The organism is Weissella thailandensis (assembly GCF_005405465.1).
GTDB lineage: Bacteria > Bacillota > Bacilli > Lactobacillales > Lactobacillaceae > Weissella > Weissella thailandensis.
This window is the reverse complement of record NZ_BJEC01000001.1, coordinates 26,332-41,538: the sequence shown is the minus strand read 5'-3', so window position 1 is coordinate 41,538 and position 15,207 is coordinate 26,332. Positions and strand designations below refer to the sequence as shown.

The 15,207-nt window shown below is 39.9% G+C and carries 17 protein-coding genes; 4 read left to right on the top strand and 13 right to left on the bottom strand.

Annotated features, from left to right (window positions below; all coding sequences use genetic code 11):
- Positions 1–236 precede the first annotated feature (236 nt).
- The 12 genes from FFM62_RS00220 to FFM62_RS00165 form a co-directional block, all read right to left on the bottom strand.
- Positions 237–2,090 carry a hypothetical protein gene (locus FFM62_RS00220; protein ID WP_115470345.1) on the bottom strand — a complete coding sequence of 618 codons (1,854 nt, stop codon included), beginning with the start codon at positions 2,088–2,090 and terminating at the stop codon, positions 237–239.
- A 31-nt stretch (positions 2,091–2,121) separates the two neighbouring features.
- Positions 2,122–2,493, bottom strand: coding sequence for a hypothetical protein (locus FFM62_RS00215; protein ID WP_115470344.1), 372 nt, complete (start codon positions 2,491–2,493; stop codon positions 2,122–2,124).
- 292 nt (positions 2,494–2,785) lie between these two features.
- Positions 2,786–3,088 (bottom strand): hypothetical protein, encoded by a 303-nt coding sequence (locus FFM62_RS00210; protein ID WP_115470343.1) that lies wholly within the window; start codon positions 3,086–3,088, stop codon positions 2,786–2,788.
- A gap of 33 nt (positions 3,089–3,121) precedes the next feature.
- Positions 3,122–3,721 carry a hypothetical protein gene (locus FFM62_RS00205; protein ID WP_133296296.1) on the bottom strand — a complete coding sequence of 200 codons (600 nt, stop codon included), beginning with the start codon at positions 3,719–3,721 and terminating at the stop codon, positions 3,122–3,124.
- Complete coding sequence (locus FFM62_RS00200) at positions 3,693–4,280, bottom strand: hypothetical protein (RefSeq protein WP_115470341.1); 588 nt, start codon at positions 4,278–4,280, stop codon at positions 3,693–3,695. Before FFM62_RS00200 ends, FFM62_RS00205 begins: the two co-directional genes overlap by 29 nt.
- Positions 4,281–4,283: 3 nt before the next feature.
- The gene (locus tag FFM62_RS00195) at positions 4,284–4,691 is read right to left on the bottom strand and encodes a thioredoxin family protein (protein WP_043941714.1); all 408 of its coding nucleotides are present in this window, start codon (positions 4,689–4,691) and stop codon (positions 4,284–4,286) included.
- 9 nt (positions 4,692–4,700) lie between these two features.
- Positions 4,701–5,930: a phage tail tip lysozyme gene (locus FFM62_RS00190; protein ID WP_115470340.1), complete on the bottom strand. Its 1,230-nt coding sequence runs from the start codon at positions 5,928–5,930 to the stop codon at positions 4,701–4,703.
- 3 nt (positions 5,931–5,933) lie between these two features.
- Positions 5,934–6,152, bottom strand: a complete 219-nt coding sequence (locus tag FFM62_RS00185; RefSeq protein WP_115470339.1) for a hypothetical protein — start codon at positions 6,150–6,152, stop codon at positions 5,934–5,936.
- On the bottom strand, positions 6,153–6,389 hold the full coding sequence (locus FFM62_RS00180) for a hypothetical protein (protein ID WP_115470338.1): 237 nt from the start codon (positions 6,387–6,389) through the stop codon (positions 6,153–6,155).
- 9 nt (positions 6,390–6,398) lie between these two features.
- Positions 6,399–8,105, bottom strand: coding sequence for a putative type IV secretion/conjugal transfer ATPase (locus tag FFM62_RS00175; RefSeq protein WP_115470337.1), 1,707 nt, complete (start codon positions 8,103–8,105; stop codon positions 6,399–6,401).
- Between the two features lie 29 nt (positions 8,106–8,134).
- Positions 8,135–8,779: a hypothetical protein gene (locus tag FFM62_RS00170; RefSeq protein WP_115470336.1), complete on the bottom strand. Its 645-nt coding sequence runs from the start codon at positions 8,777–8,779 to the stop codon at positions 8,135–8,137.
- Positions 8,780–9,118 (bottom strand): hypothetical protein, encoded by a 339-nt coding sequence (locus FFM62_RS00165; RefSeq protein WP_115470335.1) that lies wholly within the window; start codon positions 9,116–9,118, stop codon positions 8,780–8,782. It abuts the gene before it with no gap.
- A gap of 322 nt (positions 9,119–9,440) precedes the next feature.
- Here FFM62_RS00165 and FFM62_RS00160 point away from each other — a divergent pair, with 322 nt between their 5' ends.
- The 3 genes from FFM62_RS00160 to FFM62_RS00150 all read left to right on the top strand — a co-directional run bounded on the left by FFM62_RS00160 (position 9,441) and on the right by FFM62_RS00150 (position 11,729).
- On the top strand, positions 9,441–10,241 hold the full coding sequence (locus FFM62_RS00160) for a ParA family protein (RefSeq protein ID WP_115470334.1): 801 nt from the start codon (positions 9,441–9,443) through the stop codon (positions 10,239–10,241).
- A gap of 10 nt (positions 10,242–10,251) precedes the next feature.
- Positions 10,252–10,527: a hypothetical protein gene (locus FFM62_RS00155; RefSeq protein ID WP_115470333.1), complete on the top strand. Its 276-nt coding sequence runs from the start codon at positions 10,252–10,254 to the stop codon at positions 10,525–10,527.
- Positions 10,528–10,659: 132 nt separating this feature from the next.
- A protein-coding gene (locus FFM62_RS00150; protein WP_137604527.1) for an IS3 family transposase occupies positions 10,660–11,729 on the top strand; the annotation gives its coding sequence in 2 pieces (ribosomal slippage) (positions 10,660–10,876 and positions 10,876–11,729; 1,071 coding nt in all).
- 385 nt (positions 11,730–12,114) lie between these two features.
- Here the strand turns inward: FFM62_RS00150 and FFM62_RS00145 are convergent.
- Positions 12,115–13,374 carry a cytochrome P450 gene (locus FFM62_RS00145; RefSeq protein ID WP_087511045.1) on the bottom strand — a complete coding sequence of 420 codons (1,260 nt, stop codon included), beginning with the start codon at positions 13,372–13,374 and terminating at the stop codon, positions 12,115–12,117.
- A 595-nt stretch (positions 13,375–13,969) separates the two neighbouring features.
- Between FFM62_RS00145 and FFM62_RS00140 the strand changes: the two genes are divergently transcribed.
- A protein-coding gene (locus tag FFM62_RS00140) for an IS3 family transposase (RefSeq protein ID WP_137604526.1) occupies positions 13,970–15,039 on the top strand; the annotation gives its coding sequence in 2 pieces (ribosomal slippage) (positions 13,970–14,186 and positions 14,186–15,039; 1,071 coding nt in all).
- The last annotated feature ends 168 nt before the right edge of the window (positions 15,040–15,207 follow it).

Genomic DNA, 15,207 nt, shown 5'->3' with positions numbered 1-15,207 from the left:
ACCATTTAAAGCGTCATGAAAACTAGGTATATCTAATTTTCTGTAAATCCACGCGGCTATTATATCATATATTAAATCTAATTTTAAAAATGTATTACATAATATTTATCTATGTTATCGTATTCATATTCCCTCCATTTTTTGTGGCACTTTACTATCCACACAAGATTATTATATCGACAAATTTCGAAACTCAGCCAATCTAAGACTAACCACCAGGCATGACGTGATTCGTCTCACGGCTGTGAGACATGCTTCGTTTCTTTTTGCCGATTTTTAAATGGATGTAACCACTTGGCTAACTTAGCTTGGCAGGCTTGTTGTGCCAATTCTTGGTGTTGGGCTAAATCGACTTGATCACTCTGTAAACGATGCTCATATTGTTGATTAACTTCAACCAATTGTTGCTTAACGCGTTCCAAATCTTCTTGAGCCGTTTCCGCACGGAATTGCCACTTAGATGATTCAGCTTGCAGTTGACCAATTTGACCTTCTAGGGCCATTTTAACTGATTTCAATTGGTCATGGCGTTTCTCAAGATTAAGCACTTCTGCATTCGCAAATTGGAGGCGTTCCTTTTCAGCTTGGGCTTTATCTGAATCCTCACGGATGCCTAAGGCATGTTCATGTTCCTTAATAAAATCTTGGCGGCGTACTTCTAAATCACTTGATAACTGCCGATAAGCTTTTGTCATTAAGTCATTAGCTTCCTTTTGCCCAGCCACAATTTGGTCAATCACTTTGTGGCGTTTAAATTCGGCTTGGTTATAGCGTAATTGTTGCACTTCTTGCTCGATATATTGCTTTTGCGTGGTAATAATTTGGGCAATTTCATGTTGAATAATTTGGTCACGATCACCCGTTAATTTAGCCGTTGTTTTGGCTTTATCAATGGTTAATTGCTGTTCAAGCTTGGTTAACGTTTGTTCATGACGTTGTTCTTCTTCGGCAACAGCCTGTTGATAATCATTATCTAAAGCTGCTAACGAATTGTCCAAACGATTGCCATAATCTTTCGTATGGCGTTGCGTTACCTGTTGTTTAATTGGTGTTTGCCAATCTGTTGTTAGCAAGTCATCAATGGCTTGCGTATCTTCATGCACATCGGCAATGTTTTGCGTCAGTGTCTCACGGTAAGCATCGGCCACCTTATCGGCGGTTTGTTGCATGAAGGCATTTGCTTCTTTAGTTTCGCGTACCATCATCACGTCAACATAATCATCGCTTTCCGGTACCACCGTTTGTTTTTCATCCAACGGTTTCGTTTTGAAAAACGAAGTTTTAACTTGAAAGGCTTGAATAAGTTTGGCAATGGTTAAAGTGCTATCGGCGGTAGCTGCAGCTGGCATTACCGGTTGCGTGGCAACCGAAGCAGCATCTGCGACAGCTGCTGTTGCAGCTTGACTAGCTGCACTAGCTGGTTCAGCATCGTTAGCTGCTTGTGATGAAGCTTCTGATAAGGTTGTTTCAGATTGTGGTTGGCTTGATTTAACCGTCTGTTCAGGTTGATCAGTCGTGGGTTCATCACGAACCACTAACCGTTGTGGTAACCGGTTAAAGAGCTCATTATGCTCAACGGCTTCAATATATTCGTCTTCACTGGGCAAGGTCGGTAACTCTTGATCAGTAAAGCCTCCTAGCTCATGACTGGCAGTTAAAAAGGCTGTCAATGCGTCTGTTAATTCTTGATACGTCAAATCATCGGCCAGACGTACTTGTTCATCGTTCAATACTTGATTGACTATTTCCACGACAAAATTTTCCATGTCGCTTCTTACCACAGCGTTTTCCCAGGTTAAGCCCGTTTCCACCGTTTTCTTCGGGTTTTTCGGGTCTACCGTTAAAAAGCTGATGTCACCTAACGGCACCACTTCACCGGTAGAAGTCACCACGTTTTGTTGTATTTTTTCTGTCAGCGTTTTTAACTCATCTAGTTTCAGATTAGGCCAGGTTTGCATCACTTGACCCGTATCAGCCAGCAATTGTTTAATCAACGGATTGTCACGATCTAACGTACTTTTAACCACTTGGGCGCGATAATCGCCTAAATCAACCGGCGGTTGTCGTTTCTTTGCTTTTAACCAATGCATATGTCCCTCCTTTCAAATTAAATACAGCCGCTTAAAATGGCCAAGTCCAGTTAAAGCCACCACCGGCACTGGTAACGGTATTAACGATCCAAGTTACCCCAAGGCTCAAGCATAGGATTCCCACAATACTTGCTAAACCAATCATGATTTTTTTCGTACCAGACGCATGCAGCATTTGATTACCTGATGCCATCATGGCAATACCTAAAGCGGCCCCAATCGCTCCTAAAACAACCGTTAGCAAAATTAAAAAGGTAATCACTTTACTACCGGTGTTTTTAGCCGTTTCTTCCAAAGCAGCTGCGTGGACTAAGGTTGCTTGACTACTAGCTAATAGTATTGTCCCTACACTAAGCGTTGCCGTCACGAAGCCGCGTGACCATGGTTTTGTATATGTTGTCATTGTCTGACCTCCAAAAATTTAAATGTCACTATCTCTAGTGCAACCCTATCGTAACGAATTTTTAAAGGCCTATGTAAAAGTGTCCCAAAGAAATTTTTAAGTCATTAAAAAAAGAATAACCGCTCAACTTGGCAGTGCACGGCACCAAGTGAACGGTTGTTCTTGAAATCTAATTACCAAAGTTAGTATAGCACATTAACTAATTGTCACGAACGATAATTTTACGTATACGTATCGTATACGATTGCGTATGATATACCGTATACTTACTCGTATGTTAATGCGTATACGTTTATGATTGGGGCTTCAAAAATGATTGATAGCCCTCATTGTTATTAAAGCGAATAATATGATCATTCATCGTGAATTGATGACTATGACGTTCGTCAGCCTTGATCATTGCTAATCTCAATTGGACTTGGGTGACGCGTAAATACCGACTGAGTTCAATTAAACTACTAAAGTACTTGGCATCATAATCAACAATATAATGTCCTTGTGCCGACGTTTGCCAATATTTGTGGCCCAACTCTTGCGCTGCTGGACTATTTAAATCCCCCTGACCAGCAGCCATAATGTGTGGTATCCAATTCATATGACGCCCTCCTCTTAATTTGGAATACTTTTATTAATCAACAGTTTCCGTACTATCAACGGCGATATTGTAGACCCCCTGTTGATCAATTTTAACTAGTTTATCAGTTTTGCCATCATACATAATATGAAAAACTTTAATGGTATCTTGCCCTTCTTCATCTTTAAAGTTTAACTCTTGCGTTGTATAAACGGTTGCTTCTAGTTGCTGATCGGTAATTTTGGTTGGCACAATCTGATTTTTAACAAACGTCGATTGTAAGCCTAACTGCCGGGTTTTACTGTACTTATCTTCTTTAAATAACCGTCGGTTATCATAAACTGCGGGACTCACCACTTTTTTAGCGGCTTGACGGCGCTGATTATAGGCTTTTTGATCATCATAATTAAAGTAAGCACTCATAAACGTATCTAACCGTTCTTCAGTCCGACTACACAACGGGCGTTCTCGTTCAAAGTTTGACAACTTACATTGCGTCTGTTGTTGCTTAATGTGTGCTTGCTGTTGCTGACGTTCAGTTTGATGATTAGCTCCATTAAGCATGAAGACACACCCCATCACGATGGCCACAACACTTAACCCGCTAGTAATCAAATAGAACCACTTAGTAGACGGTATCTTTGGCATTTTCACTGGCTTTCACCTCCCCTAACTTGATGCTTTCAACGCGTAACTGACCTTGATATTGGTCTAAGGTCAATAAGACGGTAAATTTTGATTTGACATGGCGCGTCTTAGCCTTTTTATCATCCGAAATACCAAAGGCTTCAATCTCAATTTGACCCTCACCGACAATTTCCCCATCAGCCATTTTGTTGAATTGTAAATCATGATGGGTTAATTTCATGCCGCTATTCATACCGGCCATTGCTTGAATCGCCGTATAAACATCGGCGTTCCCATAAGTCTCATCCTTAGCACTAATATCTCCTGATTTCGTGGCACGCGCTAACGCACGATTCAAAAATGCCACCGCCCGCTTTTGATAAACGGCATCAGCAACTAATTTTTCTTGGGTTTGGCGTTTTTGCTGGGTATTTTTTTGTTGGTGTTTGACTTGTTGGACTTGCTGTTGAGTTGTCTGTTGTTGCTGGGACTGCTTTTGGTCGTAAACAAAGGCCAGAACCGCAAAGATTATGCTTAACCCTAATACTAGTTTCAGTAGCCCTTTCGTGACTTTTTGTTTGTCCATGGCTTACTCCTTCGTGGCTTTAATGACGTTAACTAAACGATCCGGATTATTGGCACCTGCGTACCGGGCCACTTCCTGACCGGCCTTTAAATGAATGGCCGTGGGTACTTCAATCACATTATATTTTTGATATAAGTTTGAATCTTTGGTATCCACCATCACGTAGTGATCGGCTTGGCCTGCTTGCACGGCTTGATTCACCTGTCGGACCACTTGCTGACAATCCGGACAACCCGTTTTATGAAAAATTAACACGACGTCATCCTGTGTTTTCTGTTGTTGCTGTAAGATTTGTTGGGGCTGCTTGGTGTCATGGTACGTATAATTACGCCATGTCCAGTAACCGCCAACGGCAATCACAATACTCACTAACAAAGCCAGTATCGTGGTTGCATATTGTTTAACTTTCATGTTTAATACCTACTTTTTATCTTTGTCTTGATCAGTTGAAAATGGTCCGGCAGGTATGGTTTGCCCCTTTTCCGGAACTGCTTTACGGGGCACTTTTGATAGATAATCGCCACCACTTACGAGCCCATCTGATTGAGGTGCGAAAGCGGGCTTCTTCTTATTAACCCCAAAGTGCACATGCACACCCGTTGCGAGACCGGTTTGGCCTTGGTGTGAGATATGTTGTCCTTTATGGACGGTATCCCCTTTATTTACAACAATTGATTCTTGTGAAGGGGCATGCCCATAATAGGTATAACTACCATCGTTATTTTTGATAATGACATTGTTACCCCCCGTGGCATCAAAGGCTTTGGTATAGACTTTACCGTCGGCAACAGCATAAACATTGCTGGCATCACCATTTTCCTTGGCGCCCACCGTTTGAAAGTCCATGCCGTAATGCGGACTACCCCCGGCACCTTGGTAGTTCGGATAACCCCCGGTAATGTTGTACTGGCCTTTAACGGGTAATCCAGAACTCGTTCCAGTTGCTGGTGGACAATTATTAGGGTTCAATGTGGCACCACCTTGAGCCGTGGTGGCATCATCGCCGGTGAGGTCCGTTAAGCTCCCGGAAAAGTCTAACTTAAACACCTGCTTAACCCTTTGCGCTGTCGCTAAGGTTTGTGTTGACTTACGCTGTGGGTCCGAGGCGGCGACACCTTCAAAATGCACGTCCCATGCTTCTAACGAATGCGTTAAGTCGGCATTACGCATATGCGTTAAGGTGGCTGCATGACTAGACTTTAATTCTTTAATTGCTAAATTAACTTGGCTATCAACATTGTCTTGCGTGTCTTTATATCGATTACCATTCACACCACCAGCACCCCATTGCCAAATCCCTTTCACTTGTCCGCTCGGATTTTCAGCTTTGGGATTAAATTGACTTTCACGTAACCCAATCGCTAATGCTGCAGCAATGTTATCGCCGCTCATATGTAACTCATTTTTAAATTTATCAGCTGCTGCTTGCATCGCTTTGTGGGTTTTGGATTTACTATCTTTCCAATCACCACCAATGCCGGCACCAGCAGAAGTGTCGTTATTACTGGGGTAGCAAACTTGACTATCATCACTACTGCCACCGGCTAACAGATTAATCACTACCAGAAAGAAGAATAATAAACCAATTAACACAAGCAGTATCGGCACCAAGATTTTAACCCAAAACCAGACTGTAATGGCTTTTTTCATGGTCTAACCCCCTATCGCTTGTAATAGCAACACGATGGCAAGCATTAAGAAAATCATGACAGTGATTAAGACTAAACGTAACGTGCGTTTCACCACTGCCGGGTCCTTTTTGGGCCATTCACCTGTTGCTTTATAATGTTCATAATCCCGTTGTGCATCCGCCCGAATGGTACTGGGTTTATAACGATTTAAACGGCTTTTATTATGTTCTTTTTGACTCATTTAGATACCTCCACCATACATCCGTAATTGGGCATCGGTTGGCCGATAAGCTGTAATAAAAATTGATTCGTAACCCCGCAGAATTAATAAGAATTGTCCCACTTGTAACATCGGTAACGTATCTAATTGATCCGGCGTGGCATCTGAACGACTCGTCACGCTGGCATAACGATTTTTGTCATCTTCTGGTAGCCGGCCAATATGATGATTTTGGAAACGATTCAAAAAGTCGGTCATCGCACGGGTTTATTCTGAATCTTGTTGTTGTCCAGTCGGTAATACGTTCTTTAAACCGGGGAAAATCATAAATAACCCAAAGTAATTCTTACGCTGTTGTTGCATCATCTTATCGGCAAACGAAACGCCTAACGGGTTATTATAGTTAATGACGTCATCAGCCTCATCCTGGATCCACCAGAAGTATTTCGGTGCTGCCGTTCCATTGGCAACCGTTTGCTTGGTAAATTCACCACGTTGTTCTCGGGCTAACTGTTGATACCCATTCATGACGACATAAGCATTCATTAACGACATAATACTAAAATATTGCGCAGCGTAAACTTTTGGTTCCCATTCGGCCATACCTGACGTATCAAACATGATTAATTGTTCGTCTGACAAATCAGGCACATTCGTATGACCATTCACTTTCGAGCCATATTGATTCAAAAGATTATTTAATACCATGACAATATTATCTAAGCGGTCTCGGTTATTACCGGTAAAGTCACGCGCATTTAGTTGTCGGGCTTGTAGATAACTAATAAACGTTTCCAAAGTTGGATAGGCATTTGCATCTAATCCAATAATCCGTAATTCTTCCGGGTGATCTTCAGGTGAATACGACCACATCTCTTGATCTTCAATATAAAAGCGTCGTAATTCATCCATGAATAGATTCAATTCACCCACACCGGCTTCTGGATTTAAGGTGGCATAATACGTTTTAACCTTTTCTAAGTGTTGTAAAAAGGAATTAATGACATCAATTTGACCATGTTCATCTAGCACTGTACCAAAGATATGCAAGATATTAACCCGGTTTTGGGAACCATCCATGGTTAGAATTAGGCCCCCCAACTGTTGAATGTGGGGAAAGTACCGGCGGGTACGATCGAATAACCAAATCGTGTCGCCACGAGCAAATAGCGGGTCCAGTTGTTGATGCATCCAGGTTGATTTACCTGAACCAGAATCACCAATAATTAAGTTATAGGCCGTGGTACGATGTTTACCATCTGAATGACTGGGATCAAAGGTGACCTCACCCCCTTGAAAAGTCGTGGCCAAATTGGCACCCCGTGGATCAGCCAAAAATGTTTGGTTAAAGGCATAAGTGCCGGCCAATGAATAAGATTTCATGGGGAAGCCTTTATCTTTGAGCGCAATATCTTGTACTTTCATCGCTGGAATAAAGAATTGGCGCATATGATTAGCCATTTCGCCAGCATAGACCATCGACTTGTAGTTACTTAAACGTTGTCGGAAATCATCTAGCTTCATGCGCAATTTTTCAATCGTGCGTTCGGTAAATAATACGCGAACATATAGACGTTTATAGATTTCTTGGCCGTTTAAGGCGTCATTTAAATCAGCCATATTTTGTTGGTACTCATTACCAGCCAACAACTTGCGTTGATCGTTTTGCCACTTATCCCCTAAAATCGCGTTATTGGCATTCGCTGCATCTTGTAAGGCTTTTTCGACTTTGGCCCGTGATTCAGTCCCGACTTTGAGAATCGTAATCGTGTTATCCGTATCTAACAAATTACGGAACCACATTTGTTGTTGCGTTTCTTTGGGATAATCATAAATGGTGACAATCGTGCCGACTCCATTCCCAAAATGAATATAATCAGAATGATAAATGGTAGGACTCGGATTTTGGACCTGCCAGATTAAATCTAAATCATAGGCTTGATTGCGTAGTTTTGCGGCTACACTTTTTTTCATGTTTACGCCTCCTTTAATTTATTGCTTGTTTATTGATTTAATTGTTGCGTCGGATCTTGTAAGATCTGCAACATCGTTTGCTTTTGTTTTAATGACATCGGTTGGGCTGTGATAGCACGGCCACCAGAACTAATAAAGATTTCTCTGGCGGTCCGGGCTTCTGCTGCTGATTCACCATAAATAAAAGCCGTATAGCTTTGGTGCTTCACGTTTTCGGCCACGTGGCGTAAACTGGCGATTTGATCCGCGACTAATCGATGGCGTAGTTGTAATTGCCGATAACGGCGTTCATCTGTGGTTTGGGCCATTTCTGCATCAATTGCTTGCCGATTAGCCAACCAAGCCCGTTGTTGGATGGTAGTTTCAGCAGCCATCCGGGTAATGATAATATCAAAATCACTGGTAAACGTATTTAGTAACAAATGGTAGTCACGAATGATATTTGAGGCTCCTTCGGAACCGACACCATAGACGAAATCTAAGTCTTTACCATAAATCGTTAACATATCCATATAACCAGCATCTTGTTTATCATTACCGGCTAACACTAATAAATTATCCTCACCTTCAAATCGTTTAAACGGTAATAAATCCAACAGATCAACTTTTGGTCGCCTTAATTCGGCTACTTGTTTTAGCGATAGTTGGTGCTTTTTTTGTTGTTTAAACCCCATTTAATCCTCCTTTTCCAACGGCATGCATTTCATTGAGCCGTGCAGACTTTGTGAACTGACCGTTTTCGGCCCGCGTACAAAAACTTCATCAATCACTAAACTATTCGGATTGCTGGGTGCTGGTAAGATGGCGTAAATTGCTGTCACCACCATGACCACCAGAAAAAAGTCTTTTGAAAACGTTAATTGATACGAAAACGCTTTGGATAGCATGATATAGGTAAACATGAAAAAGCCTCCTAATACCGCTAGTCGTTCAAAATTTAAAAATAAAAGTCGTGGTTGTTTTTGCCAGATGTTGTTACCTGGTGAAAACTCACGATAGTTATAACCTTGCATAAAAATGCCACCTTTCAATAATTTATTTCTTTGATTAACTACCGTTATCGTAACGAATTTTTTAAGGCATATGTAAAAGTGTCCCAAAGAAAAAATCAAGCATGTAACGTTATACTTAACCGTATACGTATTGTTATACGGTTAAGTATATTTATAAGTGTAATTATACGTATACTTATGCGTATAATATTAAGTATGTTTAAAGATATACGTATCGTATACCCTTAATAAAAGCCTGGTGTTATACTGTTTACAGCGTTACATTATTTCTTTGATTAACTAACCAAACTTTCATTTTGACAAATAAACAAGCGAGGAAATAATGATGCAAATTATGACATTTACTGGATCAAAAGGTGGCGTTGGTAAAACCACGCTGGTCTTTAATTACGATGCCTGGCTGGCACAACACAATTATCACGTCCTATTAATCGATGGTGATTTTCAGGCTAACTTAAGTGCCACATATGATTTAATTACCAACGAAAACACGTTATTAGATGTATTTATTGGTGGTGAACCCGTCATCCGACCAGTTACCCAAAATATTGATTTATTACCGGCTTCGCCCAATTTGGATCGCGTTGAAGGGTTAATTCAAACGAAAATGTATCGTGAATATTTATTGATGCAGTGGATGCGTCTACACGTCGATACTATCCAGTCTTACGACTACATTTTGATTGATACCCATCCAGAATTTGGTTTACTCACGAAAAATATGATTGCAGTTAGTGATGCCGTCATCGTGCCGTTGGAACCCAGTGAGTATGGTTTTAAACAGCTCAAAACCCAATTTGAACTCCGCATGACCGAATACCAACAAGACAGTATTGACCCCCGGACGGGCGTCAGTGATATTGATGCCCAAGTTTATTATGTTGGTAATAAAATCCAACATAATACCATTGAAAGTCGCCAGTTTCGTGAAGCATTAGCAACGATGCCAAATGTCATTGCCCAAATTGACGCCCGTGAAATCATGCGCAAATCAACCGCTCAAAAACAAGCCGTCGTTGAGATGCCCGCTAGTATCTTAAGACAGTACCCCGGTTTTAAAGAGCAGTTAATAACCCAATTCACGAATATGACGCAAACTTTGCAAGATAATCAACACAGTTAGGAGTATATTTATGTCATTTAATTCAAAACAATCCACTAGTGACCAACAGATGAAAGAGGCCTTTGCTCAAAACCCCGTTCGCCAACACAACACTGCTGATTTAGTAGCTAGTCTTAATATCAATACCAACCCCACGAGTGAACGCAAGCAATCCGTATCAATTACAATGACCCCTACGATGAAAGAGGAATTAACAGCTCTTGCGAAGCAAAACGGTTATACCGGTTTATCAAGTTTTGCCGTTGAAATTTTTCAAGCCGTCTTAGATCAACAATCAAAAGATTAATTAAGTGCATAATAAAAGGCGTTCAACACAAAATTCATGTTGGACGCCTTTTTCATATGGCTAAGTATGGCTCCTATGATGGAATTACGGACAAACTGTTCGATATAATACATCATAAAGGAGCTTTTTATTATGGCAATTAAATATTCAAATGAATTTAAAGAATCGATTGTTAGCTTAAGTCAGACTGGCCGTTCGGCCAACTCACTGGCTAAAAAATACAACGTCAGTGTTTCAACGGTCACTAAGTGGATGAAACAAGCTGATCCTAACAACACTAAAGTGCTATCATCAAATGAACGTGCTCTGATTAAAGAAAATAAACGGTTAAAAGAAAAACTTGATATTTTAAAACGAGCGGCGGTGCTCATGGCAAAAAGCTAATTATTAAAGGGCGTGCCCTCGTGTTAGAAGTCGTCAACGCTAATTTACTTGTTGGGCACCGCATTACGCGTATCTTATCAGTACTCAAAATTCCGCGCTCAACCTACTATGATTATCTACATTGGCAGCCAAGTAGAACTGAACGCCGCCGGCATTTAATTAAACAAGAAGTGTTAACGGCTTGGTTAAGATATCCAATGTATGGCTACCCACGATTAACGATCTTACTAAATCAACAGTCTGATATTCACGTTAGTCAGCGTCTGGTCTATCGACAAATGTGTGAATTAGGGATTAGATCTAGAATGGTTAAACGAATCAATAAGCCAACCACTCAGACTGATTATGATCAGCAACCAAACTTGATTAAGCAGTTAACTGATCAATCTGGTATTTTATTGACTGATATTACGTACATTCCCCTTAACCATACTTGGTGTTACTTAGCTAGTGTCTATAATCCAGTAACCCGACGGGTTATTGCTTACCAACTTAATACGCAGATGGCTAAAGAACTAGCGACTAACGTTATTACCCAAGTCATGGCGCAAGCAGTTAAACCACAAATTATTCATAGTGATATGGGAAGCCAATACACAAGTGACTTATTTGAAAACACTTTATCGAAGTATGGTATCAAGCATTCTTACTCCCGAAAGGGTCAGCCCGGCGATAACGCGCGAATTGAAAGTTTTCATTCAATTTTGAAACGTGAATACGTTAATTTCCAAGATTTTAAGACAATTCATGAAGCAATCGCCGGAATTGATAACTATATTCGTTGGTATAACAGTGATCGTATTTCACTTGTAGCGTAGCTACAGGCTATTAAATTCAATAATGTTGGGGCTTATTTAATATACTCTAAAGCGTTTTTAAAATCTGAACGGGACTAAAACTTCGGCCTCCGAAAATTAAATTAAGTAATTTAAATTGAAAGTCAAATTTGTTCGTACTTTTATGTCCGGATTCTTGACATAGGAGCCCACCTCTCAGTATAGAGGTGTCCTTTTTCATTTTCTAGGTACCTTTCTATTAGGCGCTTACGTTACTCTAACAATTACCGTTATCAATGGAATTTAAAAAAGATGACCCCTATTCAATATAGGAGGTATCTTCAAGCAGCTTAATCTCTTGTTTTATTGTGTCCTTGACATGGGTACCATTTTATCGGGAGCTCGCTACCAAACTTTTATTTTTAAATCATTCTTTAAACAACAATGCTTTACTATTTGGATACGTAGGAAATTGGTTCATTGGAACGGTCCAGTCTTGTTCGGGAATACTAAAGTTATATTTATTTACTAATTGGTCAGAAAAGACACGCATACTGTGAAGAGTAATCCATTCTCCTGCACAACGGTGCATATTTCTAAATTCTCCTCCACCTTGCGCAATCATTTCGTATTCTTCTTCATAAGAAATTTCTTTTGTTTTTCCAATATATCTTTTGATATCAAATTTTTCTGGATGATCAATCGTACGAGCGTCATGGTTTGTACCATAAATATCTAAGACAACCCAGCTATCTTTTGGTATTTCGTAACCATCAATTTCTACATCACGAAGAGCGATTGCTGGTAACATAGGAAAGAATGGATAGTAGCGACGCATTTCTTGAATAAAGGAATCTTGTAGGGTATCAAAGTCTTCTTTTAATTGGTCATACAAGTTCGTTTTACTGAAAAGCGCATGCCCCATTAAGGCCATCCAAACCGTCAGTGCTACAGTAGGACGAATGATGTTTAGCAATTCAACTGCTGCAACCTCTACTGGTAATAACTCTCCTTCTAGGTCTTCTGCTTGTGCGAATGTATAGAGGGCAAGATTTTCTTTGCCTGGTACAGGATTTTTGCGAGCTTCTTTAATTAATGATTGAGCCCATCCCTCTGATTCGTTACGGTCTTTTACTCCTTTCAAGTGGTCCGTTGGAGAAGTGATGGCTCCGCTAATCATGGATATTTGATTACTAGCAAGCTTATCGATTTCTTTCGGATCATACTGTGCTAGATTAATTCCAGCCCATTCACAAATAGAGTTAAAGAGAACTCTTTTAGAAAGGTCGAATAACTCAAAAGTGCCATGTTGCTGATCGAGTTCGGTTGCAAGATTTTGATCTAGAATAGCTCTATAGTCTTCCATACGTTCTGGAGTCATCAAATCCATGAAATAATTTTTACGTTGATGGTGTTTCTTTCCATCTATCGTCTGTACGCCGTCTTCACCAAATAAAGTTTTCAATACTGCTTTTGGCATAGACCCTTCCCGCTTGAAGTTTTCAGGATTATAAAATTTACGCGCTGCTTCTTCTCCATAAACGGTTGTAATTTCTTCTGTCAGAAATTCTGCTTTTGCTACTGGAGCATCTGCTTCTTCACGAAGCTCACCTAAAAGGTTATACCCTTTATTAATCAACTCCTTTACATCCGTTAGTTTGATTTTTGTTTCTGGTACTTGTTTCATTATTTCATCTCCTATTTGTTTTATTTCTACTAATAAAAACGTACTATTTAAACAACTCAGTGTCAAAAATACTGCTCACTGGGTCTATACTAATATCCTTCCAGAATACTCCATATAAAACAGTTCATTTTTTAATCGTCCAAAAAGAACCTATACACCACTGCCTTAACTGGTTTCTATTCAATAGCCCAGCATTCGGACTTTCCCAGAATAAGCTTGTTCATATTCAAGATAATGAAAAACCGCCATCTGTTATTCTTTTAAAATAAGTTTCTTTTAGAATAAATTACGTTGTACCATTTTTTGTGAAAATAACTAGCATCGAAATAAGCCGTAGGCTTCCTTATTTGTAAAATAGCGGAAAGTAGTCAGTTCATTCCATGGTTTGTGTAAAAAAAGTGTCTGTTTTTTTACTCCGCTTTTATTTTTGCGTACGTCAAACAAACGATCCCTTCTAATTTTAAAAAAATTAAGCTACCCAAGCAGTTAGATAAGCTAGATGGTTTTTACTGATCTTATCTTTCGCAAAGGGGCTCCTATAATGGAATTACGGACAAACTGTTCGATATAATACATCATAAAGGAGCTTTTTATTATGGCAATTAAATATCCAAATGAATTTAAAGAATCGATTGTTAGCTTAAGCCAGACTGGCCGTTCGGCCAACTCACTGGCTAAAGAATACAACGTCAGTGTTTCAACGGTCACTAAGTGGATTAAACAAGCTGATCCTAACAACACTAAAGTGCTATCATCAAAGGAACGTGCTCTGATTAAAGAAAATAAACGGTTAAAAGAAGAACTTGATATTTTAAAACGAGCGGCGGTGCTCATGGCAAAAAGCTAATTATTAAAGGGCGTGCCCTCGTGTTAGAAGTCGTCAACGCTAATTTACTTGTTGGGCACCGCATTACGCGTATCTTATCAGTACTCAAAATTCCGCGCTCAACCTACTATGATTATCTACATTGGCAGCCAAGTAGAACTGAACGCCGCCGGCATTTAATTAAACAAGAAGTGTTAACGGCTTGGTTAAGATATCCAATGTATGGCTACCCACGATTAACGATCTTACTAAATCAACAGTCTGATATTCACGTTAGTCAGCGTCTGGTCTATCAACAAATGTGTGAATTAGGGATTAGATCTAGAATGGTTAAACGAATCAATAAGCCAACCACTCAGACTGATTATGATCAGCAACCAAACTTGATTAAGCAGTTAACTGATCAATCTGGTATTTTATTGACTGATATTACGTACATTCCCCTTAACCATACTTGGTGTTACTTAGCTAGTGTCTATAATCCAGTAACCCGACGGGTTATTGCTTACCAACTTAATACGCAGATGGCTAAAGAACTAGCGACTAACGTTATTACCCAAGTCATGGCGCAAGCAGTTAAACCACAAATTATTCATAGTGATATGGGAAGCCAATACACAAGTGACTTATTTGAAAACACTTTATCGAAGTATGGTATCAAGCATTCTTACTCCCGAAAGGGTCAGCCCGGCGATAACGCGCGAATTGAAAGTTTTCATTCAATTTTGAAACGTGAATACGTTAATTTCCAGGATTTTAAGACAATTCATAAAGCAATCGCCGGAATTGATAACTATATTCGTTGGTATAACAGTGATCGTATTTCACTTGTAGCGTAGCTACAGGCTATTAAATTCAATAATGTTGGGGCTTATTTAATATACTCTAAAGCGTTTTTAAAATCTGAACGGGACTAAAACTTCGGCCTCCGAAAATTAAATTAAGTAATTTAAATTGAAAGTCAAATTTGTTCGTACTTTTATGTCCGGATTCTTGACATAGGAGCC

Excerpts from the sequence above, each read along its gene's own strand:
- FFM62_RS00175 (WP_115470337.1), bottom strand. The coding sequence starts at position 8,105 with ATGAAAAAAAGTGTAGCCGCAAAACTACGCAATCAAGCCTATGATTTA.
- FFM62_RS00215 (WP_115470344.1), bottom strand. The coding sequence starts at position 2,493 with ATGACAACATATACAAAACCATGGTCACGCGGCTTCGTGACGGCAACG.
- FFM62_RS00220 (WP_115470345.1), bottom strand. The coding sequence starts at position 2,090 with ATGCATTGGTTAAAAGCAAAGAAACGACAACCGCCGGTTGATTTAGGC.
- FFM62_RS00210 (WP_115470343.1), bottom strand. The coding sequence starts at position 3,088 with ATGAATTGGATACCACACATTATGGCTGCTGGTCAGGGGGATTTAAAT.
- FFM62_RS00145 (WP_087511045.1), bottom strand. The coding sequence starts at position 13,374 with ATGAAACAAGTACCAGAAACAAAAATCAAACTAACGGATGTAAAGGAG.
- FFM62_RS00170 (WP_115470336.1), bottom strand. The coding sequence starts at position 8,779 with ATGGGGTTTAAACAACAAAAAAAGCACCAACTATCGCTAAAACAAGTA.
- FFM62_RS00155 (WP_115470333.1), top strand. The coding sequence starts at position 10,252 with ATGTCATTTAATTCAAAACAATCCACTAGTGACCAACAGATGAAAGAG.
- FFM62_RS00160 (WP_115470334.1), top strand. The coding sequence starts at position 9,441 with ATGATGCAAATTATGACATTTACTGGATCAAAAGGTGGCGTTGGTAAA.
- FFM62_RS00180 (WP_115470338.1), bottom strand. The coding sequence starts at position 6,389 with ATGACCGACTTTTTGAATCGTTTCCAAAATCATCATATTGGCCGGCTA.
- FFM62_RS00185 (WP_115470339.1), bottom strand. The coding sequence starts at position 6,152 with ATGAGTCAAAAAGAACATAATAAAAGCCGTTTAAATCGTTATAAACCC.
- FFM62_RS00165 (WP_115470335.1), bottom strand. The coding sequence starts at position 9,118 with ATGCAAGGTTATAACTATCGTGAGTTTTCACCAGGTAACAACATCTGG.
- FFM62_RS00195 (WP_043941714.1), bottom strand. The coding sequence starts at position 4,691 with ATGAAAGTTAAACAATATGCAACCACGATACTGGCTTTGTTAGTGAGT.
- FFM62_RS00200 (WP_115470341.1), bottom strand. The coding sequence starts at position 4,280 with ATGGACAAACAAAAAGTCACGAAAGGGCTACTGAAACTAGTATTAGGG.
- FFM62_RS00190 (WP_115470340.1), bottom strand. The coding sequence starts at position 5,930 with ATGAAAAAAGCCATTACAGTCTGGTTTTGGGTTAAAATCTTGGTGCCG.